We start from the raw sequence: 22583 nt of genomic DNA on the forward strand, positions 1-22583 counted from the left end.
GCCCTGCTCGTTTACCACGCAGTGGCGGCTGCTGGCAATGGCCACCACGCGCACCTGCAGGCCCAGGTTGTCGAGCAGGTGCTGCTGCTGATTGGCCAGCTGCTCCAGCAGCTTGCTGCCCACGTTGCCGGGGCCCAGAATGAACAGGTTAACCTGCTTGTACGTCGCCTCGAAGAACGCCTCGTGCAGCACGTTGATGGCCTTGCGCACGTCGGCGGCCCGAATCACCGTGGAAATATTTTTCTCCGATGCGCCTTGCGCAATGGCCCGGATGTTCACGCCGTTCTGGCCCAGGGCGCCAAACAGCTTGCCGCTGATGCCGGGGTGGTCCTTCATGTTTTCGCCCACCAGCGCCACGATGGCCAGGGCGCGTTCAGGGCGTAGGGGCTCGATGCGGCCGGCGGCAATTTCCACGGCAAATTCCTCGTCCACTGCCACTTGAGCTGATTCGGTATCGGCTTCGTTTACGCCCACGCAGATAGAGTGCTCCGACGAGCTCTGCGTGATAAGCACCACATTGATGCGCTCGCGGGCCAGCGCCGCAAACAGCCGCATCGAGAAGCCCGGGATGCCCACCATGCCGCTGCCTTCTAGGTTGAGCAAAGCCAGGTTGCCGATGCTGGAAATGCCCTGCACCACGGCCGCCGTGTGGGGCGGCGTCACCTCCACCAGCGTGCCGTAGTCGGCCGGCGCGAAGGTGTTTTTAATCCACAGCGGAATGCCGCTACGCATCACCGGCTGAATGGTGGGCGGATAAAGCACCTTGGCCCCGAAGTGCGAGAGCTCCATGGCCTCCTGGTACGAAATGCGCGCAATGGGCCGGGCGCTGCGCACCAGGCGCGGGTCGGCGGTCATCATGCCGCTCACGTCGGTCCAGATTTCGAGCTTCTCGGCGTGCAGGGCAGCGGCCAGCAGGGCGGCGGTGTAGTCGGAGCCGCCCCGGCCGAGCGTGGTGGTGGCGCCGTGCCCGTCGGCGGCAATGAAGCCGGGCACCACCCACACCTGCGCCCGGTGCTGGGCCTTGAAGCTGCCGACTTGGCGCTCGGTAGCGGCGGTGTCTACTTCGGCCGTGCCGAAGCGAGAATTGGTGCGAATCAGCTGCCGGGCATCGGCCCACACGGCATCCAGGCCCTGGGCTTGGGCCACCGAGGCGATGAGGCGCGACGAGAGCAGGCTCGCCGTAGCTCATGAGCTTGTCCAGGGTGCGGGGCGACAGCTCTCCCAGGGCAAAAATGCCGTCGCACAGCCGCCGCACTTCGGCAAACTGGGCTTCGACTACGGCTTTCTCCGCGCTCTGCTGCCCGTCGTGCAGCAGCTCGAGCACCACGCTTAAGTGCCGCTGTTCCAGCTGGTCGAGGGTTTGACAATAGGTGGCGTCGGCCATGGCCGCGGCGCTGCCGGTGCCGATGAGCGCATCGGTGGTGCCGCCCAAAGCCGACACCACCATGACAACGGGACTTTGCGCCGCCGCGGCAGCTACGATGGCAATGGATTTCTCAATATTGGCGGCGGAGGCGACCGAAGTACCCCCGAATTTTAGCACTTGCATGGCACAGTCTACTCGTCAGATAAGGAGGAAAGGCACCGAAGGAACGAGCCGCCTACATAGCGGTGTTAAGATTCAGTACCTTTGCAAACTACTGACTAAATACCGAACACCCGATGCTTGATAAATTAGAAGCCATCAGCCAGCGCTACAATAACGTCAACGAAGAACTGATGCAGCCCGACGTTATGTCGGACCTGAAGCGTTATAAAGCGCTCAATAAAGAATATAAAGAACTCGGGAAAATCGTGACCGAGTACCGCAATTACCAGGGCGTGCTCAGCAACATCGAAAACGCCCGCCAGGTGATTTCGACCGAGAAAGACGAGGACTTCCGCCAGATGGCCAAGGACGAGCTCGACGAGCTGCTGCCCGAGCAGGAGCGCCTCGAAGACGTTATCAAAGACCTGCTGCTGCCCAAGGACCCCAACGACTCGAAAGACGTCATCATGGAAATCCGGGCCGGCGCGGGCGGCGACGAAGCGGCCATTTTTGCCGGCGACCTGCAGCGCATGTACATGCGCTTCGCCGAAAAGCAGAACTGGAAAATGGAGCTGATTGACGCCATGGAAGGCACCGCCGGCGGTTACAAGGAAATCATCGTGGCCGTGCGCGGCGAGGACGTGTACGGCAAGCTCAAGTTTGAGAGCGGCGTGCACCGCGTGCAGCGCGTGCCGGCAACCGAAACCCAGGGCCGCATCCACACCAGCGTGGCCTCCATTGTGGTGATTCCGGAAGTGGAAGAATTTGACGTGGAGCTGAACATGAGCGACATCCGCAAGGACTATTTCTGCTCCAGCGGCCCCGGCGGCCAGTCGGTAAACACGACGTATTCGGCCGTGCGCCTCACCCACTTGCCCTCCGGCCTCGTGGCCCAGTGCCAGGACCAGAAGTCGCAGGCTCAAGAATTTCGACAAGGCTCTGGCCGTGCTGCGCTCCCGCGTGTACGACATGGAGCTGGCCAAAAAGAACGAAGCCGACGGCCTCGTGCGCAAAAGCATGATTGGCGGCGGCGACCGCTCGGATAAAATCCGCACTTACAACCCCCAGGGCCGCGTGACCGACCACCGCATCGGCTACACGGTGTACAACCTGTCCAGCGTGATGGAAGGCAACATCGATGACTTTGTGGAGCAGCTCCGCATCGCCGAAAGCGCCGAGCGCCTGCAGGAAGGCGTCACGAAGTAATTTCCATTCGGGGTTGGGCTGGCTTGGTGGCCCAACCCCGGCTTCGCAATACTTCCCTGTCCTTCGCGTTTCTGCCGAGCGCCCTTCGCCCGCGTTTCCTTCTATGCGCCACCTCTTCCCGGTATTCCTCGTTCTCAGCTGCCTGCTTTCGTTCCTGCCCGGCTGCGAGCCCAAGGAAAACCTGGTGCAGACGTCCGGCAGCTTGGAGCTCGAGGCCGACACGGTGCTGTTCGACACGGTGTTCACCACCATCAAAACCGTAACCAAGCGGGTGTGGGTGTACAACCGCAACAAGGGCGCGGTGAAAACCGACGTGAGCCTGGCCGGCACGGCAAGCCCGGCGTTTTCGGTGATTATCAACGGCGATGCCAGCCCCTCGGTGCAGGGCATTACCATTCGCGGCAACGACAGCCTGCTGGTGCTGGTGCGCGCCACGCTGGGCGACAACGGCCAGGCCACGCTGGCCAAGCAGTTTGTGGTAACCGACGACCTGCGCTTCCGCACCAACGGCAACGAGCAAACAATAAAGCTGGTGGCCTACGGCCAGAACGCGTACTTCCACCGGGCCGACGTCATCAAAACCAACACCACCTGGCGCACCGACAAGCCCCACGTCATCATCAACGCCAACTACCTCATTGGGGGCAAACCCTACCCCGTGGGCGTGGTGGTGCTCCAGGGCGTCACGCTTCGCATTCCCAAGGGTGCCCGCGTCTACTCCCACGCCGGCGCTTATCTGCAAGTAGACGGCACCTTGCTGGTGAACGATTTATCGGAGCCCAACGCCTTCGTTCCGACCGATACGGTGAAGGCCAGCAATGCCAACATCGTCCGCTTTCAGGGCGACCGGCTGGAGCCGTACTACGCCGACGGCCCGGGCCAGTGGGGCGGCATCGTGTTCATGGAAACCAGCCGGGGCAACCGCATTCGCTACGCCGAAATCAAGAATTCGACGTTTGGGGCACTGTTGATTTCGGCCAAAGACCCGGCCAAGCCACGGCCCAATCTGACGTTGGAGAACACGGTTATCCGCAATATTTCAGGGGCCAATCTGTCCTTTGCCAATACCACAGCTTCCACGGGTGGCGGCATCATCAGCTACTCGGGCGACGTGACAGCCACCAACTGCCTGTTTACCAACTGCGGCGAGTTTGCCGTGCTGGGCGTGGGCGGGGGCGAGTACGACTTCAACCACTGCACCTTCGCCAACTACACGCCGGCCTTCCGCCGCGAAACGGCCTCGCTCACGTTCACCAACGAAAGCATTTATAACGCGCAAGCCAAGCTGCCGCTCACGCTGAACCTGCGCAATTCCATCGTGTGGGGCTCGTTTGAGGACGAGCTGTTTGTAAAGAACTACCCGGACTACGCGGCCACGCTCAGCATCCGCAACTCGCTGCTGCGCACCAAACTGTACGCCACCACGGCGCCCGTAATTGGCTCAACGGGGGTCAACCTCATCAACGTCGACCCGCTCTTCAAGCGCACTTCCACTACCAACCCCGATTTCACCCTGCAGGATACGTCGCCGGCCACCGCGCCCCGCCGGGCCGCCGCAGGCAGCGTACCGCCTACCGATTTGCGGAACCTGCCGCGCAACCCGAGCACGCCCAGCCTGGGCGCCTACGAGCACAAGTAGCAGGCGGTGCGTTATTCTACCTGCCCGGCCGCGGCGTAGTGCAGCGTATCGAAGAGCACCAGTTTCTGGGTGCCCATCACTTCGTAGTGGCTCAACTGGCCGTTTTGCAGCTGAAAGCGCAGCTGTTTTTCGGCCGAGAACAACGGGTTGCTCTGCTCAATGGTAGCGGCTACTTCCTGAGCTACATTGCCTTGCTGCACCACTGTAAGCTGCGATACCGGTGCATTGGGCTGGCCCGGCAGGCGGGTGTAAGTGCGGCGCAGCGCGCCGTTGGGCAGGGCCGCAGAGTCCACGGCGTAGGCGCCGCGCAGCGCGGCCTTGTTGATGTCGGCCTGAAAAAATCTGCAGCTCATCGGCCCACTTCACGGCGGGCACGCGCACGGTTTCGGGCGTTTGGCCGCGCAAACTCACCTGCTTGGTCACGGCAGCCTTACGCCGGGCCAGCCTGCTCCACTTGCTGGGTCAGCAGCCCCTTCACGTCGAAGTACAGCGGGCTGCGGGCGGCGGGCGCAGCGGGGCCCGCGTCGCCACAGCCGGCCAGTAGCACGGCTGCGGCCACGAGTGGACCGCACCAGGCGGCCGAAAACACCCCGCGCTCAGGCCTGGAGTTACGCATTCGGGACAGTAACCGCGGCCGGGCGCAACAGGCTTTGGCCGGTCATTTCGAGGGGCTGGGGCAGGCCCATCAACTCAAGAATGGTGGGGGCCAGGTCGCCGAGCTTGCCATCGGCCAGGGAGCCCACGTAGTCGTTGTCGGCCAGGATGCAGGGCACCAGGTTGGTGGTGTGCGCGGTGTTGGGCGTGCCGTCCTCGTTGCGCATGTACTCGGCGTTGCCGTGGTCGGCGATGATGATGCAGGCGTACCCGGCGGCCAGGCCGGCTTCTACCACCGCGCGGCAGCAGGCGTCGGTGGTTTCCACAGCTTTCACCACGGCTTCAAACACACCGGTGTGACCCACCATGTCGGGGTTAGCGAAGTTGAGCACCACAAAATCAGCCGCTTTGGCTTGCAGCTCCGGCACCAGCGCTTCTACCAAATCGCGGGCACTCATCTCGGGCTGCAGGTCGTAGGTCGCCACTTTGGGCGACGGCCGCATGATGCGCGTCTCGCCTTGAAAGGGATTTTCCCGGCCGCCGGAGAAGAAGAACGTCACGTGCGGGTACTTCTCGGTTTCGGCAATGCGAATCTGGGTTTTGCCGTGCGTGGCCAGTACCTCGCCCAAGGTATTGTTGAGGTTGTCGGTTTCAAAAACGGGCGTCACGCCCACAAACGTGTCGTCGTAGTTGGTAAGGGTGAGGTAGTGCAGGTTCAGGCGCTTCATCTGGAAGGCGTGGAAATCCTGCTGCGTGAGCGCCTCCGTTATTTCGCGGCCGCGGTCGGTGCGGAAGTTGAAGCACAGCACCACGTCTCCCTCCTGAATAGTAGCCAGCGGCTGGCCGTCAGCCCCCACCTTCACAATGGGCTTCAGGAACTCATCCGTCACGCCTTCCTTGTACTGCTCCTGAATGGTTTGAATCAGGTTTTGCGAATGCGTCCCGATGCCGTGCACAAGCACGTCGTAGGCCACCTTGATGCGCTCCCAGCGGCGGTCGCGGTCCATGGCATAGTAGCGGCCCACCACCGAGGCGATTTTGGCGCCGCTGCGCTCCAGAGATTCTTCCAGCTCGTTTACGAAGCGCACGCCGCTTTTGGGGTCGGTGTCGCGGCCGTCGGTGAAGGCGTGCACGTACACGCGGCGCACGCCGGCTTCGTGGGCAATGGTGCAGAGGGCCTTCACGTGGTCGATGTGCGAGTGCACGCCGCCGTTGGAAAGCAGGCCGATGAGGTGCAGCGGCTTGTCGTTGATGATGGCGTACTCAAAAGCTTTCACCAGCGCGGGCATCAGGCCCAGCTTGCGCTCGCGGATTGCCTTGCCGATGCGCACCAGGCTCCTGGTTGACCACGCGGCCGGCGCCGATGTTCATGTGGCCCACTTCGGAGTTGCCCATCTGGCCTTCGGGCAGGCCCACGGCTTCGCCCGAGGCTTGCAATTTGCTGTGCGGGAAACGCTGCAACAGCTCGTGGTAGAACGGCGTATTAGCCGCGTCTACCGCCGAAACGGTCGTATTCAGAGGAATTCCCCATCCATCCAGAATCACCAACAAAACCTGTTTACTCATGCTGCAAAGATACGGCCGGCCTGCCCACGGGTTGGAAATATCTACCTTCGCCGCCGCTTTACTTTATTCCTTTTTACTGATAAGCTAAACCGGAAGCTTTAAAACGGCTTTTTACTTCCTGGCACCATTTTAGCTTTTAGCCCGACGCGGATGACGCACTTATTACTCTACTAATGAAACGCTATTTTTTTAGGACGCTATTTTTTGGATGGCTATTCCTGTTCGGCACGCTGGCGGCCTACGCCCAGGCCGACATTGGCGCCGTGCGGACGGCCCTGCGCAACGGCTCGTCCCGCGAGCTGTCGCAGTACCTCGCTCCCACCGTGGAAGTGGGCTTCGACGGCGACAAGCAAGGCTACAACGCCACGCAGGCCGAGATTGTCATCAAGGACTTTTTGCTAAAAACTCGCCCAGCGGCTTCGAATTTATTCACCAGGGCGAAAGCAAAGAAGGGATTCAATACGCCATTGGCCGCTACACGAGCCGCAGCGGCGTCTACCGCGTGTTTGTGAAGCTGAAGCCCTCGAAAGGCGCCCCGCAGATTGACACACTGGACTTTACGAAAGAATAACTTTTCGCTTCTTCCCTATTTATAATTAGCCCTGACCTTTACCGGTCGGGGCTTTTTTGTGGTCCGCCGAGTTGAGCAACCCAATCACCTGTCATGCTGAGGCGCGAAGCATCTTATCACGGCTCAACGACTGGTTCTGCGGTGAGAAGATGCTTCGCCAGCTCAGCATGACAGGCGATTAATTGACAGTGGATAAGATGGCTTAGCTGCACCCCGGGAGTTGGCTCAACTATCCTAAATTGAAAGGCTGGCGGCAAGGTTTTATTCGCAAAGAACAGGGCCGTACCTTTGCGCTGTGCAAACCCCCACTGCTTCCTATCTCACGCCCGAAGCGCTGACCACCTTCATCCGCACGGCGCTGGCCGAGGACGTGGGCGACGGCGACCATTCGGCCCTGTCCTCCATTCCGGCCGATGCCCGCAACCGGGCCCACCTGCTGGTGAAGGGCGAAGGCATTCTGGCCGGCATGGCGCTGGCTCCGCTGATTTTTGAGGAAGTAGACCCGTCCCTGACCTTGAACATGCTGCTGGCCGACGGCACTCCGGTCAAGCACGGCGACATCGCCTTTACCGTGGAAGGCCCCGCGCGCAGCATCCTCACGGCCGAGCGCTTGGTGCTCAACTGCATGCAGCGCATGAGCGGCATTGCCACCTACACGGCCCACCTGAACACCCTGCTGGCTGGCACCAAGGCCAAGCTGCTCGACACCCGCAAAACCACGCCCAATTTCCGTATCTGCGAAAAGTGGGCCGTGCTCATCGGCGGCGGCGTGAACCACCGCTACGGGCTGTTCGACATGATTATTCTCAAGGACAACCACGTGGACTACGCCGGCGGCATTGCCCAGGCCATTGCCGCCACCCATGCCTACCTGGCCAAAACCGGCCGGCAGCTGCCCATCGAAATTGAAACCCGCTCCCTCGACGAGGTGCAGCAGGCCCTGAACGCGGGCGGCATCGACCGCATCATGCTCGACAACATGCACCCCGAGCAGCTGCGCGAGGCCGTGGCCCTCATCGACGGCCGCTTCCCCACCGAAGCCAGCGGCGGCATCACGGAGCTCACCATCGCCGACGTGGCCGGCACCGGCGTCGACTACATCTCCGTCGGGGCCCTCACGCACTCCGTAAAAAGCCTGGATTTGAGCCTGAAAGCATATTGATGGTTTTCAGTTGCTGGTTGCTCGTTGCTGGTTGATGTTCAGCCGCACCACAACCAGAAACCAGAAACTAACCACCAGAAAATATAACCCAAGATGAACCAACCCAACCAACGTGGTGGCGGTGGCGGCTTCCGCCAGGCCCAGCAGGCCTCGCCGCTGGCCATTCGCACCAAAAAGACGCAGTTCGACACCAATACCTACACCCGCCTGGCCATGGCCGAGGTGTGGAAAAAGGATTGGGTGTATGCCCTGATTCCGTTTGCCCTCGGCTTGCTGCCGGCCATTTTCGTGCACTCGTGGTGGTGGCTGGCGCTGGCCGTGGTGCTCACCATCCTGTTTGTACTGTTCCGCTCGGCTCAGGTAACCGGCGTAACCCAGATGGAGCAGAGCAAGCCCCTGTTTGAGCGCATGAGCTTTGAGATGGACCAGAAGCAGCTGCTCCTGCGCGTGGGCCCCGAGAAAGAGGGCAAGGCCATGCAGCTGACCTGGGACATGATTGGCCGGGTTCGCCGCGATGCCGACGCCTACCTGCTCTACCTCAAGCCCGGCACCCCGCCCACGGGCACGGCGCCCTGGCGCATGTGGCTGGCGCGTACGTTCGATGTGCCGGTGTTTTTACATTTGCCCCAGCGCATCTTCAACTCGCCCAACGACGTGAAGCTGTTTGAGGCCCTGCTGCGCCGCAAAACCTGTTGCCGGCCGACGCCGGCACCACAACCGTTTAAGGCCGCTCGCCGTTGTTCCAGGCGGCTGCGTTTCTGTGCACTACTTACCCTGCTAATTTTTTCTCTGATGAAATTGACCCACACCTTGTTGCTGGCCGTTGCCGCTGCTTCGCTGGCCCTGTCTTCCTGCAGCAGCGAGCCCTCCGACTGGCGGCCCGACGACAAAGTATCGTCCGACATGATTGCGCCCGGCACCCGCACCTCCGACAACTTTGATCAGAACACGGACTACGCTCCCAACCAAGCCAAAGGCGGCGCCATCACCAAGCCCATCAGCTCGTCGGCGGACCTAGACCAGCGTCCGGCCCCGTCGGCCAAGGCGGCCATGTCGGCCAATGCCGAGGAAGGCATGCGCAAGCGCGGCAAAATGGACGACGCCGGCAAATCCACTCAGGCCGACACGGCCGCGAGTGGTCACCAGGTGCAGCGTTAAGCTTTCGGCTTTATTGCCCTAATCATTTGAGTGGCAGCTTTGCCCGCCGGCTGGCGGTAGCAGAGCTGCCGCTTTGCGTCTGCCAGCGGCAGGCTTATTCTCTTTGAATGAAGAATAAGGAGTGAGGAATGAAGAATTGGCTCAACCTGGCCGTTCTCAATTCCTCACTCTTCATTCTTCATTCCTCATTCCGTAATGCATGGGGTTTGCTATTTTTCTGCTGCTGCTAACGGTGCTGGGCGCGGGCGCCGCGGCGGCCTGGGTGCCGGTAGCCCGGGGCAGCCAATGGCTGAAGCCGCTGCTGGCGTTTAGCGGGGCGTACTTGTTTACCCTCACGGTCACGCACATTCTGCCCGAGGCGCTGCAGCTGCTGCCGGAGCATCCGGAGCGGGTGGGCTACTGGGTACTGGCCGGTTTTTGGGCAGCTGCTGCTCGAAGTCCTTTCGCAGGGCGTGGAGCACGGGCACGTGCACCACGAGGCTGCCCACGGCCCGCACGATGCGGCCGGGCGCGTGCCGTTTCTGCTGCTGGGCGCGCTGGTGGTGCACTCCTTCCTGGAAGGCAGCATCCTGGTGCACACCCCGGAAGTGGGCCAAATGAGCCAGAATTTTTACGCCATTGTGGTGGGGGTGGCGCTGCACCACGTGCCAGCTGCTTTCGCCCTGGCAACACTTCTGCGGCTGCGCTTGGGCACGTTCCGGCGGGTGTGGCCCTGGCTGCTGGTGTTTGCGCTGGCTTCGCCCGTCGGCATTGTGATTAGCAACTACGTGGTGCTGTCCGAGCTGCTGCGCGGCGGGTTTTACGCGGCGCTGCTGGGCCTGGTAGCAGGCAATTTCCTGCACGTGTCCACCACCATCCTGTTCGAAACCAGCCCCGAGCACCGGCTCAACTGGCCCAAGCTGGGCGCCACCATGGGTGGGCTGCTGCTGGCGCTGGCCGTAGCTTAAATACAGTGAGCAGTAAGCAGTGACGGCATCGGCAATAACTGCTAACTGTTCACTGCTAGCTCAACTCTTCCAGCGGGCCCCGGCCGCGCAGAAAGTCTTCGAGCCTGCCGGGCCCGGGCTCTTTCGTGGGCGAGCAGGGCCTGCAGCCGCACCAGCCGCTGGCGCATGGCCAGAATCACGTCGAGGGCTTCCGGCGCCAGGCCCAATTCGTGGTGCAGGCGAGCCAGGCGCGGCAGGTCGTCGGGCTCGTCCACGATTACGGTTTCGGGGGCCGGGGCCGAACGCAGCAAGCCAGCTTGCAGAAACTCCTGCAAATCGGCCGGGCCCAGGCCGTAGCGGGCCGAGCATTCCTGAAAAGTGAGGGTAACGAAGTGCGTTTCCATGGCAACGAAACAACGGGTTAGTCTTCGGGACGGAGGGCGGCCAGGCTGCTGCACCAGGCTCCTTCTCCTGGGGCGTGAGGTGCTGGGGCAAGGTCAGGTTCAGGCGTAGGTAAAGGTCGCCGAACTGGCCCGGGTGCTTGTACACGGGGAAGCCCTTGCCGCGCAGGCGCAGGCGGGTGCCGTTCTGCGTTTCGGGCTTGAGCTTGATTTTGACGGGGCCGCTGAGGGTTTCCACGGTTTGCTCGCCCCCGAGCAGGGCCTTGTAGATGCTCACGGGCACGTCCTGGGTCAGGTCGTCGCCGGTGCGGGCGTAGCGGGCATCCGGCGCGATGCGGAAGGTGATGAGCAGCGAGCCGTTGGGCCCGCCGTTGCGGCCAGGGCCGCCCTGGTCGCGCAGCCGGATGGTTTGGCCATCGGCCACGCCGGGCTGGATGTTGAGCCGCAGGTTTTTGCCGTTCACCGTGATGGTGCGCGGGCCGCCGTGGTATGCTTCTTCCAGGCTCATCTCCAGCTCGGCCTGGTAGTCGGCCCCGGCGCCGGGCCGCTGCGTGCGGCCACCGCCGGCACGCCCGCCGCCCATGTTGCCAAACAGCGAGCCGAAGAAATCGGAGAAATCCTGTTCTTCCCCAAACTGGCCGCCCTGGCCGTAGCCCCCGCCGCCTCCCTGCGTGTACTGGCTCCAGTCGAAGCCCCCACCGGGCTGGCCGCCCCGGCCTGCGCCGGCCGGCTGCTGCTGGTAGCGCTGCCAGTCGGCACCAAACTGGTCGTATTTCTTCCGCTTTTCGGGGTCGCTGAGCACCTCGTTGGCTTCGTTCAGGTCCTTGAATTTGCGCTCCGCATCCTTATCGTTGGGGTTCACGTCGGGGTGGTGCTGGCGGGCCAGCTTGCGGTACGCCTTCTTGATTTGTTCGGGCGTCGCGTTTTTGTCTACGCCCAGCACCTTGTAATAATCCTTGTAATCCACTGCCTGCGAGTTTATAAAGCCGAATGGCTAATTAGGAAACATTTACCCGGCGATGTCCTTCTGCCAGGTAATACTACGCAAACGCACCGCCCGATACTAACCTTTATCCGCTGCCCGGCGAGCAATGGCCTCGAATAAGAAGGAATTTGCAGCGTTCCTTACGAGGCTGCAAGCCCCGCTCGCAGCGCCAAGGCCGGGGAATTTTAATGAACGGAAACCACCAGGGAAGGTTAATTGATGAGGTCCCGAAAGATTGGCCCTGGTTTTGCATTCACTCGATTATATTCGTGTTACGCAATACCTGAGAAGGGCGTATATTTCGCTTTTTAAGTTATTGCACTCAATTTCTCTACTCTCTACTTTACCTGTTTCCATGAACTTTCGATTCCTCTTCAGCTGTGTTCTTGCCGTCTCGCTCCTGAGCAGCGCTGTGGCCCAGGCCCAAACCGCCGTGCCCGCACGCAAGCCCGGCGGCGTAGCACCCCGGCCCCGCGCGGTGAACAAAGGCGCCGGCCTGAAAGACGGGTTGACCATGCAGCAAGGCCGCATGGTGCTCACCGAGCTGGGCACTACCAATCCCCTCACGGCAGATAAGAAGCTGGTGAACGGCACCACCATCAGCACCACGGGCCTGGTGACGGCTCCCGACGGCACCACCACGCAAATGACTGAGGGCGACGTGGTGTCGCTCACCGGCCGGGTAACCACCCGCCGCTCCATCGTGGAAGCCGACAGCTTGCTCAAAATCAAGACGTACGACCTGAAATACCCCGGCAAGCGCAAGAAGATGGCAGAAGATGCCGAGCGTAAAGCCAAAATCAAAGCCAAGCTCGCCGAAGACAAAGCCAAAGCTGCCGAGAAGCGCGCCAAAGCCAAAGCCCGCCGCTAGCCTGTCCCGCCCTGTCAATGCGTAATAGTCGCCGCCACGCCCTTGGGCTGGCGGCGATTGTTTTTTCCGGCTGTGGGGGCGGCACGCCTACCTTCGCTGGCCTAACCCCTTTTGGCCCATGGTTTTTTATACCTTCATCAAGCCCATTTTGCAGGTGGCCCTGCGGGTATTTTTTCGGCGCATCGAAGTGCGGCACCGCGAGCGCCTGGCGCTGCCCGGGCCGCTGCTGTTTGCCGGCAACCACCCCAACACGCTGATGGACCCCATGCTCGTGGGCATCAACCACCGGCAGCCGGTGGCCTTCCTGGCCAAAAGCACCTTGTTTAAGAACCCCATTGCCCGGGCCATTCTGGAGTCGGGCAATTCCATTCCCATCTACCGGCGCAAGGATGCCGAAAGCGGGGCGCTGCCCGCCACGCCCGCCGAGATTACCGCCCAAAACGAAACCATTTTTGGCCGCTGCTACGACTACCTGGGGCGCGGGGGCACCATCATGATTTTTCCGGAAGGCAGCAGCGTGAGCGAGCGCCGGCTGCGGCCGCTGAAAACCGGCGCGGCCCGCATTGCCCTCGGCGCCGAGGCCCGCTACCACTTCAAGCTGGGGCTAAAAGTGGTGCCCATCGCCATCAACTATTTCGACCCGTCGCGCTTCCGGTCCGACGTGCTGCTGAACGTGGCGCCGCCCATCGTGGTGGCCGACTACGCCGAGCTCTACGCCCAAGACCCCGAAGCCGCCGCCGACCAACTCACCGATGCCATCCGCGAAGCGCTGGAGCGCCGCCTGGTCATCTCGCGCGACGCGGCCGAGGACGCCTTTGTGCAGCAGATTGAGCGGACGTTTGGCGACCACCTCAACCCCGACGACGACACTGAGACCCTCTACGACAACTTCCAGTTGAGCCAAACCCTGCTGCAGGCGCTGGCCTGGTTCGACCGGAACGCCCCGTCCCGGCTCAATACGATGCAGCAGCAGTTCCAGACCTACCTGGACAACCTGCGCCGATACCGCCTCAGCGACGACGCCCTCGAGGGCCAGCGGCGCGGCACCGTTGCCGGCCTGCTCAACCTGGTTTTGGGGGCGCCGGTGTGGCTCTACGGAGTGCTCAACAACTATTTGCCCTACGCGCTGCCTTCGATGGTAGCCAAGCGCGCCACCAAGGAAGTGGAGTACGTGGCGCCCATCATGCTGGTGGTGGGCATGATTACGTTCCCGCTGGCGTATGCCCTGCAGGCGGCCGCGGTGCAGCACTGGCTCACGCACGATTGGCGCCTGACGGCGCTTTACGTGCTGAGCTTGCCCTCACCGGGTTCTACGCCCTGAGCTATTGGGATACCCTGGCCCCTCGCCTGACCCGGCTGCGCGCGCTGCGGCTGTTTCGGCGCTCGCCCGCTGTGGGACAAGACTTGCTGCATCAGCGGGCGGCGCTGGTAGCTCAGCTGGAAGAGGCCCGCACCGCTTATCTGGCGCGGGTGGTCAAGTAAACCCCCAGCACTTTGGGACTGGTCTGATTTACAGCAAGAACCAGATTAACTGTTAGTTGAGTGGCTACTTTAGCACCGCGCCGGCCAGTAGCGCCGCGGCCACGATGACCACGCTCGGCACTTTCTCCCAGAGCAGCAGCAGGAAGGTGGTGCCCACCAGCAGCGGGTTTACGGGCAGCGAATCGATGGGGCCGAGATGAAACGGAAGTGCTAAGTATTTGTCGGGCAGCGGGTGGTAGAGCAGGAAAGTGGCCGCACACACCAGCCCGGCGCTCACGGCGTTGATGCCCTCCAACGACGCCTGCACCACGCGGTACTGCCGCAGCCGGTCCCAGAAGCGTATCACGAAGAATATCAGGAAGGTGCCCGGCAGGAAGATGCCTGCGGTGCCCACCAGCGCGCCCACTACCTGCATGCCGGTGCCGCCCGCCGGCCGCATGGCCAGTGCCCCGATGTAGGCGGCTATCGAGAAATTGGGCCCCGGCATGGCCTGCACCAGCCCCAGCCCCGACAGGAATTCCTGGCCCGTGAGGTAGTGCTTAAACTCCACAAACTCGGCGTAGAGCAGGGGGCCAGCACCTGCCCACCCCCAAACACCAGCGAGCCGTTGCGGTAAAAGTTTTCGAACAGCCGCACCGGCAGCAGGCGGGTGTAGTGGCCCAACACAGCTGCTCCCACCAAAAAGCCCAGCCACAGCAGGAAGTTGGCCCACTCCACGCGCAAGGGGCTTTTTCCTGAATGATGGCGTGCTTGCGGTAGCGCACCGTGGTTACGGCCCCGCCGGCCAGCAGCAGCAGCGGCAGCATCCAGGGCAGTTGGAAGAAATAAGCCATCATGGCCGAGGCCACCATCAAACCCACGGCGGTCTTGGTATGAATCACCTTCTCGGCAATGCGGTACGCCGAAAACGCCACAAAGCCCACCGCCACCGGCTGTACAAACTGCACCAGGGCCGCGACCCTGACCGGGTCCAGGTGGCTCAGGGTCAGGGCGGCCAGGGTCATCAGCACCACGGCGGGCGTCATCCAGACCAGCAGGGTGAGGTAGGCCAGGTTGGGCCCGCCCAGGCGGAAGCCAATGACGGTGATGGTTTGGGTGGACGTGGGCCCCGGCAGCAGCGCACACAGGGCCTGCAGGCTCGAGCAGGCTCGGCCGTGCTGATGTAGCGTCGCTTGTCGACCAGCAGCCGAAACATCATGGCCAGGTGGGCCTGCGGGCCCCCGAACGCCGTGCAGGCCAACCCGGCCACGTCCTTCAAAAATAATACCCCGAACCCGGCGCGTGCGCTTCCCTGAACGGCGCGGCGGTGGCGCCAGGGAAACCGGAGTGGAAGACGGGACAGAATTGGGCTGCACGGGGAAGGAAGCTACCTAAAATCGAAGGTAAGGCAAACCAGTAAGTTCGAGCCGCTACGGCTTATCGCGCTGTGCCGCCCCTGCGCTGCTGCCCGGCCAGGGGCAACACCTGCCCGGGCAGCACACTCCAAGGCTACGAACGCTGCCCGCTATGGGCAGCAGTTGAGCTAAAAATTGAGCTGAAAAGTGGGCTTGACGCACAAAAAAAGGCCCATCTCCAGGAGACGGGCCTTTTCACAATACAGAGAACTGATGGCTTACTTCTTCTTCAGGCCCAGCTCAATGAGGCGCTCATTGAGGAACTCGCCGGCGGTGATGTCGGCTTCCTTCTTGGGGTTGTCTGGGGTCACGCAGTGCTCGAGGGCAGCCAGGCTCATTTCGGAGCGCGGGTGCATGAAGAACGGAATACTGTAGCGCGAGGTGTTCATCTTTTCGCGGGCGGGGTTCACCACGCGGTGAATGGTCGACTTGAGCACGCCGTTGGTCAGGCGCTGGAGCATGTCGCCCACGTTCACCACAATCTGGTCGGGCAGGGCCGTGATGGGAATCCACTTGCCGTCGCGGCGCTTCACCTGCAGGCCGTCGGCGCTGGCACCCATCAGCAAGGTAATCAGGTTGATGTCGCCGTGTTCGGCGGCGCGCACGGCGTCGGCGGGTACTGCGTCCGGGTCTTCGATGGGGAAGTAGTGGATGGGGCGCAGGATGCTGTTGCCGTGCTTCACCTTGTCGTCGAAGTAGTTTTCGGGCAGGTGCAGGTACAGCGCGATGGCGCGCAGCACGTCCTGGCCGGCGCTCTCGAGGGTGCGGTAGGCCGTGAAGGTGCTCTTTTGGAAGCTGGGTACCTCCTTGGGCCAGATGTTCTCGGGGTATTCGTTTTTGATGGGGTCGGTTTCGTCCTCTACCTCCTGGCCCACGTGGTAGAACTCCTTCAGGTCGCCGGTGTTGCGGCCCTTGGCGTGCTCCTTGCCCTTGCTGATGTAGCCGCGCTGGCCGGCCAGCTCCGGGTTTTCGTAGCGTTGCTTGTCGGCGTCGGGCAGTTGGAAGAAGGCCTGCACGTCGGCGTACAGCTGCTTGGTTTGCTCGTCGTTGAGGCCGTGGTTTTTCAGGGCTACGAAGCCAATGTTTTGGTAAGCCTCGCCGAGCTGCTGCACGAAACGGGCTTTACGCTCGGGGTCGCCGGAACGAAAGTCGGCTAGGTCGAGCGAGGGAATTTGGTCAAGAAGTTGGTCTTGCATGGAAAAATTAGGTTTACTTTGAGGCGCAGGAAGCCCCACGGTGGGCAACGACGCAAGTTAAGCAAAACCCTTTACCGGCTGCTAGCCATAGGCAGCTCGCCTGAAGGATATTTCCGAATAAAACCGCTCACCTCCTTTTTGATTCCTACCTCCATGAAACGACCTTTTTGGCTGCTGTGCAGCACGACCCTGACCTTGGCGCTGTTGGCCGCCTGCGAAACCAGCAAGCCCACGACTGAGGTGAGCGCCGCCGCCGGCGGAACCACCGCCAGCACTGCCAGCACCAGCGCCGAAAGCATGGAGTCGAACGGCATTCGCCTGACGCCCTTCAGCGATTCGCCCCGTTTCCCGGAGGCCCAGATGCAAATGCGCACGCCCATCGCCAATTCTACGGTGCCCAGCGGCGAGGTTTCGTTTGATTACCTCATCACCAACTTCCAGCTCACCAAAATGAGCGGCGGGCCCCACATGGCCCACATGGCCAACTCCGCCAAGGGCCAGCACATCCACAACATCGTGGACAACCAGCCCTACACGGCCCACTACGAGACCAAGTTCAAGAAGGCCATTCCCGACGGGCAGCACGCCGTGCTCTCGTTCTTGTCGCGCTCCTACCACGAGAGCCTCAAGCACCGCGGCGCCTACGACCTGCGCATCATCAACGTGGGCAGCACCACGCCCACCGGCGCGCCCATCATCGACGTGAAGGCGCCCAACCTGTTCTACAGCCGCCCGAAAGACACCTACGCCGGCGCCGATGCCAAGCGCATCATGCTCGACTTCTACCTCGTGAACACCACCCTGGAGCCCGGCGGCAACCGCGTGCGCGCCACCATCAACGGCACCGAGTTCATGCTCGACCGCTGGCTGCCCTACCAGATGGAAGGCCTGCCCGCCGGCGAAAACACCATCAAGCTCGAGGCTCGTGAACAGCAGCGGCAGCCTGATTCCCGGCGCCTTCAACTCGGTAACCCGCACCTTCACGGTAACCCCGTAAAGCAACGTTTCTGTTGAAGTTGAGCTAAAAACCGGCTCAACTTCCCCATAGCCTCCCCGTAAAAAGTCTCTTGGCCGCGCCAAGGGACTTTTTGGTTGAAGCCGTTTGTTGTTCTGGTTCTACCTTGCCCGCCGCATGCCCGATTCTCCTCCCCTGCCCTGCCGGACCCCGCGCCGCTGCTCACCCGCGAGCAGGTGCTGCGCGCCCTGCGGCAGATAGCCCGCGAAGGCCGGCTGCTACCCGCCGGCACGGTGTACGAGCCTGGTGTACCGGGGCCGCCGCTACCCGCCCCGGGCCGTGGCCGAGCCTGGCTTACCGCCTGGCCACCGGCAACCCGGCCGCCCACTGGCCCCGCGCGGCCGGCGCCGCCACCAACACACTGCTCGAAGGGCTGGATTTCACCATCAGCACCAAGCGGCCGGTGCTCACGTCGGGCTCGGCGCACGACGGCGACGAAACCGCCCGGCAGCAAGCCGAAGCCCTGTACACCGGCCAGACCCGCGAACGAGCTGAAGCGCCCGCTACCAAAGCCGCCGAGCCCGCCGCGGCCTACGACGCACCCGCCTATTCGCGCCCTGATGCGTTGGCCGAACTCTTCATCACCGAAATTGAGCTGGATGCGGCCCTGGCCGGCCTGGCCCGGCGGCGCAACCTGCTGCTGCAGGGTCCACCCGGCACCGGCAAAACCTTTCTGGCCCGCCGCCTGGCGTGGCTGCTGCTGGGAGCGAAAGACGAAAGCCGGATTGAGCCTGGTGCAGTTTCATCCCAGCTACGGCTACGAGGACTTTATGCTGGGCTTCCGGCCCGATGCCGAAGGGTGCTTCCACCTCGTGCACGGCGTGCTCCCGCTTTTGTGCCAGCGCGCCGCGGCTGACCCTACCCGGCCGTATTTTTGCTTATCGACGAGGTGAACCGCGGCAACGTGCCCCGGATTTTCGGCGAGCCTGCTGTTGCTGCTCGAAGCCGACAAGCGCGGCCCGGCCCACGCGCTGCGCCTGCCCTACGCCCCGCCCGATGCTCCGCGCTTCTTCGTGCCCGACAACCTCTACGTCATCGGCACGCTCAACCTGGCCGACCGCTCCCTCAGCCCGCTCGACTACGCCCTGCGCCGGCGCTTTGCCTTTGTGGAAATGGCGCCGCAGTTTGGCCCTGCGCTCCGGCAGTTCCTGGCGGCCCAGCAAGTTCCGGAACGCCTGATTGAGCAGCTGTGCACCCGTATGGCCGCCCTCAACCAAACCATTGCCGACGACCCCGAACTGGGGCCCGATTTTGTGATTGGCCACAGCTACTTCTGCCAGCCCCCGGCCCAGCCAGAGGAAGCCTCCAAGTGGCTGCTCCTGATTATGGAGCAGGAAATTGGGCCACTGCTGGCCGACTACTGGCGCGAGCAGCCGGCCACAGCCGCCGCGCAGCTTCGCAAGCTGCTGGCGTCCTAAGGCGCTAAGCCACAAAAAGCAGAAGGCCGACCCGCTTGAGTAATTTGGGCTAAAATAAGAACCCGGGACCGTGCGCTGCACGACCCCGGGTTAGCGGTACATTTTTGGAAATGCGCCTAGTTCCTCATCTCGACGCGGCTAAAGCGGTTGCCCTGGCCCGTGATGAGGTGCACGATGAACAAATTGCCGGCTAAGCGCCCCTTTTTGAATTCGTAGGTCATGCGCTGGCCGGCTTCGCCGGTCCCTTCGCCCAGCACGGCCACTACGGTACCCTGCATGTTCAGTACCTCCAGGCGGTAGGCACCGGCTTTACGGAGCGTAAACGAAACGGACGTAGACGAAACGGCGGGGTTCGGTGCGCTCACCAGGTCATTCTCCATCTCGGGCTCCTGGGCCGTGAGCGAAGCTGCACTGGTCGGCGTGCCGCAGTTGCCCAGCGTGCCGCCACGCTTCAGCAGGTTCGGAACGTCGCTGGAGTTGACGCAGCGCGTGTTCTTGTTGCTGCACACGAGCACCTGGTTGTTGGATGCGCCGCAGCGCACGTCTATCACCGTGATGGTAACCGAAGCCGAAGCGCTGCAGCCAGCCGAAGTAGACGAAGTCACGGTCAGATTGTAGCTGCCAGCCGCGGTGGGCGTGAACACGGGATTGGCAATGGCGGTGTTGCTCAGGCCCGCGGCCGGAGCCCAGGTGTAGCTCACCAAACCGGTGTTGGTGCTGTTGGCTTGCAGCTGCACGTTCTGCGGGCCGTAACCGAGGTAAATGGTCGAAGCTGGGCCGTTGGTGTTCACGGTCGAGGTGCGCAGCACCGTGATGGTGGGCGCGGCGCATGTGTAGGCGGGAGGCATGTCAAACGCCTCCACCTGGTCGGTGCGGCTGGTGCTCAGGCCTTGCTTGGCGCTGTAGCCCAGGCCGCGCTTGGCAAACGACGCCCAGATGAGCTGCTGGTTGGCACCGGCGTTGTTGGCGCGGTCGGCGGCTAGGATGGCGTCGCGGGCATCCACAAAGCCGGGGTTACAGGGCTGCAGCTTCAGGCCGTCGATGACCAGCTGCATGGCCAGGTTGTTGCCGCCCTTGCCCGTGTAGAGGTTGGGGTCGAAGCCGTATTTGTCAACCAGGGACCAGGTCATGTCCCAGAGCATGGTGGCCCACACGAAGCCCACGCCGTGCGGGGCGGTCAGCGTTTCGTTGTTGGTGGCCGCGTAGGTGTAGCTGTTTACGCCGAAGTCGGTGCTGTACGGAGAGGGGCGAATACCCCGGCCGGTGGTGGGCTGGTTTTGCACGTAGGTGCCAATGCCGCGCGGCTTGGGGCCGGTGTCGCCGGCTTTCATGGTCAGCATCAGCCCGAACCAGTCGCTCCAGCCTTCGCCGCCCTGCTCGGCGTTGCGCAGGCAGGCTCGAGTTGTTGGGGCCGCCGGTGAGGCGGGTGGAGATACCGTGGCCGTACTCGTGGGCAATGATGCCGTTGTCGAAGTCGCCGTCCAGCTCGGGCTGGGCGCCGCTGTTTTTGAGGATAACCGTTACGGGCGTGCCAGCATCGATTTGCTGGCGGATGAGCTGACCGGCCTCCTGGCTAATCATCACGGCCGGGATGGTAATGGCCGGCGTGGCATTGGTGGGCGTGCCGCCCATGGCAATGGGGTCGCCGCTGACGTTGTTAATCACTACCACCGCCACGGCGCCGGCAATCTGAGCATTCTGCACCTTGTCGGCAAAGCCGCAGTTGCCGCGGTACACCACGGCAATGTTGCCGCTAATCGCCGCGCCGTTGGTGAAGGCCGCACAGCCTTCTTCGCTTTTGCCCGTCGAGGTGGGCGGCGTGGTCTGGGCCAGCACCAGCTTGCCCGTCAGGGGCGTGGCGGTGAGGGGCTTGCTGAAAGAGCCTTCGCGGGCGGGGTACGTGCCGGCAATGCCAGCGGGCGCACTTACCTGGAACATCTGCGGGTCGGGGGCGCCGCTCCAGAGGTACATCTGCATGCGGGGCGCCTGCCCGTCGACGGGCGTGGCGAAGTTGGCGTTGTTGCGGGTGGCCGCCACGTTGCGGCTGTCCTGCGACTCGGCCATCACCTGGTCGGCGCCGAGGCCCACCAGCGCGTTGGGGTTGGTCGCTTGGAAGTTTCCGCTGGCTTCGTCGAAACCGTACTGGTACCAAATGTCGTGCATGATGTTGCTCATGTAAAACAGGTTGGTGGTGGCGGCGTAGCGGTAAGTTACCGGCTGCTTGGTGAAGTCCACCGGAAAGTCAAACAGCATGGACGGGCCGGCGTCGGGGCTGCTGTCCAGGCCGGGCGCATTCAGGTTGTCGGGGTCTTCGTAGGCGTACACGTTGTTGCCGCGGGTGATGGAATACGTGGTGCCGGGCAGGATGCTGTTCCAGCCCATGGGCGAGGCCTTGCCGTCGGCGGCCGACGAGCTAACGAAGGTGCGCGCGCCGTGCGAGGGGTTTCCGTCGGGATGGCGTACACGTTGAAGGCATTGGTGGTGGGGTCGGCCGCGACCGACGCGAAGGAGAACGGCACCACCTCGGCCGTGCTGGCCTGCAGCGGGTGGCCGGCGGGGCCATCGTTCTCGAAGTTGCACTCCACCACCAGGTTGTCTTTGTCGAGGAAAGCCCCCGTGTTGGCGTCCACGCGCACATTCCACCAGTTGCGGGCATCAAGCTCATAGATGGAAACCTCCCAGGCCAACACCAGCTGTCCATCGGCCATGGGCTGGTACACCAGCTTCACGGGGATGGAACGCAGGGAGATGCCGCCCGGGGTAAATACGGAAGCGCGGTTGGCGCTTCGGCTTACTTCCTTGGCCGTGAGCGAGGCTTTCGGCGTGAGCTTCAGGTGCCGCGCGGCGGCGGCTACCGCAGCAGCGGCATCGAGCTTGGCCTGATTACCCTTGATTTTCTTAACAAGCCCCTTCTGAAAACGGTCGCCCAGGTTGATGACCTGGTCGTTTTTGGAGAGGTTGACGTTGGTGAGGGCCCCGTAGATTTCGATGCCCTGGTACCGCTGCTGAATGTAGAGGTGCTTCACCCCGTTGTGCTTGCTTACGGATTGGCTGCTGAGCACCAGGTCGGCCACGTCTTCGTTGGCCAGCTGCAGTTCCCTTTGGTGCTTTTTGATATGGTCTACGGCCACCTGGGGAACCGGCTTTTTATCCGGGTTGCCACTGCTTTGGCCGTAAGCGGCCATGTTCCCGACTAGCAACCCCATGACCAGCGCCATCCGGGTTGCGAATAGTATTATTTTGTTCATTTGTTTCGTATGAGTTAGAGAGCGTCCCAACCATACGAACCCACTATCCCTCTAGTTTGCGATAGAGAGGTATATTTTTCAAAAATGTTGAAATATATTCAAAATACTTATGCATTCCCTGAACTAATTTAAAGTTCTAGGTTTATAATTATCAAAGGAATAGTTACAAGAAGCACTCAACCACTGCTGACAAAAAATTGAGCTAATTCTGGTACATCCAGTC

At 62.3% G+C, this 22583-nt stretch carries 17 protein-coding genes and 6 pseudogenes; 11 read left to right on the plus strand and 12 right to left on the minus strand.

The window, feature by feature from the left end; translation table 11 throughout:
* Nucleotides 1–228: 228 nt before the first annotated feature.
* Nucleotides 229–1146 (minus strand): annotated as a pseudogene (locus ACFQT0_RS02465) (aspartate kinase); the annotation flags it as partial.
* 94 nt (nucleotides 1147–1240) lie between these two features.
* Nucleotides 1241–1549: pseudogene (locus tag ACFQT0_RS02470) on the minus strand (amino acid kinase family protein); the annotation flags it as partial.
* Nucleotides 1550–1662: 113 nt separating this feature from the next.
* Between ACFQT0_RS02470 and prfA the strand changes: the two are divergent.
* A pseudogene (gene prfA / locus ACFQT0_RS02475) lies at nucleotides 1663–2734 on the plus strand (peptide chain release factor 1).
* A 103-nt stretch (nucleotides 2735–2837) separates the two neighbouring features.
* Nucleotides 2838–4373 carry a hypothetical protein gene (locus tag ACFQT0_RS02480; RefSeq protein WP_380200099.1) on the plus strand — a complete coding sequence of 512 codons (1536 nt, stop codon included), beginning with the start codon at nucleotides 2838–2840 and terminating at the stop codon, nucleotides 4371–4373.
* 11 nt (nucleotides 4374–4384) lie between these two features.
* On the opposite strand, the gene ACFQT0_RS02485 is transcribed toward ACFQT0_RS02480, so the two are convergent.
* From ACFQT0_RS02485 to gpmI, 3 genes and pseudogenes are all read right to left on the minus strand, one after another.
* Complete coding sequence (locus ACFQT0_RS02485; protein ID WP_380200101.1) at nucleotides 4385–4726, minus strand: hypothetical protein; 342 nt, start codon at nucleotides 4724–4726, stop codon at nucleotides 4385–4387.
* 77 nt (nucleotides 4727–4803) lie between these two features.
* Complete coding sequence (locus tag ACFQT0_RS02490; protein ID WP_380200103.1) at nucleotides 4804–4989, minus strand: hypothetical protein; 186 nt, start codon at nucleotides 4987–4989, stop codon at nucleotides 4804–4806.
* Nucleotides 4982–6533 (minus strand): annotated as a pseudogene (gene gpmI, locus ACFQT0_RS02495) (2,3-bisphosphoglycerate-independent phosphoglycerate mutase). The gene ACFQT0_RS02490 and the pseudogene gpmI overlap by 8 nt, the downstream one beginning before the upstream one ends.
* Nucleotides 6534–6706: 173 nt before the next feature.
* Here gpmI and ACFQT0_RS02500 point away from each other — a divergent pair.
* The 4 genes and pseudogenes from ACFQT0_RS02500 (at nucleotide 6707) to ACFQT0_RS02515 (ending at nucleotide 10371) form a co-directional block, all read left to right on the plus strand.
* A pseudogene (locus ACFQT0_RS02500) lies at nucleotides 6707–7104 on the plus strand (DUF4783 domain-containing protein).
* Nucleotides 7105–7399: 295 nt separating this feature from the next.
* Entirely contained in the window at nucleotides 7400–8266 is an 867-nt protein-coding gene (gene nadC, locus ACFQT0_RS02505) for a carboxylating nicotinate-nucleotide diphosphorylase (RefSeq protein WP_380200105.1), read from the plus strand.
* Nucleotides 8267–8359: 93 nt separating this feature from the next.
* A complete protein-coding gene (locus ACFQT0_RS02510; protein WP_380200107.1) occupies nucleotides 8360–9424 on the plus strand; it encodes a hypothetical protein in 1065 nt (354 codons plus the stop codon).
* Between the two features lie 452 nt (nucleotides 9425–9876).
* Entirely contained in the window at nucleotides 9877–10371 is a 495-nt protein-coding gene (locus ACFQT0_RS02515) for a ZIP family metal transporter (protein ID WP_380200109.1), read from the plus strand.
* A gap of 60 nt (nucleotides 10372–10431) precedes the next feature.
* Here the strand turns inward: ACFQT0_RS02515 and ACFQT0_RS02520 are convergent, their stop codons facing one another.
* Entirely contained in the window at nucleotides 10432–11718 is a 1287-nt protein-coding gene (locus ACFQT0_RS02520) for a DnaJ C-terminal domain-containing protein (RefSeq protein WP_380200111.1), read from the minus strand.
* 373 nt (nucleotides 11719–12091) lie between these two features.
* Here ACFQT0_RS02520 and ACFQT0_RS02525 point away from each other — a divergent pair, with 373 nt between their 5' ends.
* Nucleotides 12092–12607, plus strand: a complete 516-nt coding sequence (locus tag ACFQT0_RS02525) for a DUF6799 domain-containing protein (RefSeq protein ID WP_380200113.1) — start codon at nucleotides 12092–12094, stop codon at nucleotides 12605–12607.
* Nucleotides 12608–12725: 118 nt separating this feature from the next.
* Entirely contained in the window at nucleotides 12726–13928 is a 1203-nt protein-coding gene (locus tag ACFQT0_RS02530) for a lysophospholipid acyltransferase family protein (protein WP_380200115.1), read from the plus strand.
* 225 nt (nucleotides 13929–14153) lie between these two features.
* On the opposite strand, the gene ACFQT0_RS02535 is transcribed toward ACFQT0_RS02530, so the two are convergent.
* The 3 genes from ACFQT0_RS02535 to ACFQT0_RS02545 all read right to left on the minus strand — a co-directional run bounded on the left by ACFQT0_RS02535 (nucleotide 14154) and on the right by ACFQT0_RS02545 (nucleotide 16679).
* Nucleotides 14154–14639: a chromate transporter gene (locus ACFQT0_RS02535; protein ID WP_380200117.1), complete on the minus strand. Its 486-nt coding sequence runs from the start codon at nucleotides 14637–14639 to the stop codon at nucleotides 14154–14156.
* The gene (locus ACFQT0_RS02540) at nucleotides 14629–15444 is read right to left on the minus strand and encodes a chromate transporter (RefSeq protein ID WP_380200119.1); all 816 of its coding nucleotides are present in this window, start codon (nucleotides 15442–15444) and stop codon (nucleotides 14629–14631) included. The genes ACFQT0_RS02535 and ACFQT0_RS02540 overlap by 11 nt, the downstream gene beginning before the upstream one ends.
* Nucleotides 15445–15701: 257 nt before the next feature.
* A complete protein-coding gene (locus ACFQT0_RS02545; RefSeq protein WP_380200121.1) occupies nucleotides 15702–16679 on the minus strand; it encodes an isopenicillin N synthase family dioxygenase in 978 nt (325 codons plus the stop codon).
* 153 nt (nucleotides 16680–16832) lie between these two features.
* Between ACFQT0_RS02545 and ACFQT0_RS02550 the strand changes: the two genes are divergently transcribed.
* From ACFQT0_RS02550 to ACFQT0_RS02560, 3 genes are all read left to right on the plus strand, one after another.
* Nucleotides 16833–17693 carry a hypothetical protein gene (locus tag ACFQT0_RS02550; protein WP_380200123.1) on the plus strand — a complete coding sequence of 287 codons (861 nt, stop codon included), beginning with the start codon at nucleotides 16833–16835 and terminating at the stop codon, nucleotides 17691–17693.
* 74 nt (nucleotides 17694–17767) lie between these two features.
* Nucleotides 17768–18550: an ATP-binding protein gene (locus ACFQT0_RS02555; RefSeq protein WP_380200125.1), complete on the plus strand. Its 783-nt coding sequence runs from the start codon at nucleotides 17768–17770 to the stop codon at nucleotides 18548–18550.
* A 76-nt stretch (nucleotides 18551–18626) separates the two neighbouring features.
* Nucleotides 18627–19112, plus strand: coding sequence for a hypothetical protein (locus ACFQT0_RS02560; protein ID WP_380200127.1), 486 nt, complete (start codon nucleotides 18627–18629; stop codon nucleotides 19110–19112).
* Between the two features lie 116 nt (nucleotides 19113–19228).
* Here the strand turns inward: ACFQT0_RS02560 and ACFQT0_RS02565 are convergent, their stop codons facing one another.
* The 3 genes and pseudogenes from ACFQT0_RS02565 to ACFQT0_RS02575 form a co-directional block, all read right to left on the minus strand.
* Complete coding sequence (locus ACFQT0_RS02565; protein WP_380200129.1) at nucleotides 19229–20452, minus strand: M36 family metallopeptidase; 1224 nt, start codon at nucleotides 20450–20452, stop codon at nucleotides 19229–19231.
* Nucleotides 20453–20567: 115 nt separating this feature from the next.
* Nucleotides 20568–21503, minus strand: a pseudogene (locus ACFQT0_RS02570) (M36 family metallopeptidase); the annotation flags it as partial.
* Nucleotides 21407–22360, minus strand: a complete 954-nt coding sequence (locus ACFQT0_RS02575) for a hypothetical protein (RefSeq protein WP_380200131.1) — start codon at nucleotides 22358–22360, stop codon at nucleotides 21407–21409. The gene ACFQT0_RS02575 and the pseudogene ACFQT0_RS02570, both read right to left, overlap by 97 nt.
* Nucleotides 22361–22583: the final 223 nt, after the last annotated feature.

The sequence above is a fragment of the Hymenobacter humi genome (genome assembly GCF_042665855.1).
Lineage (GTDB): Bacteria > Bacteroidota > Bacteroidia > Cytophagales > Hymenobacteraceae > Hymenobacter > Hymenobacter humi.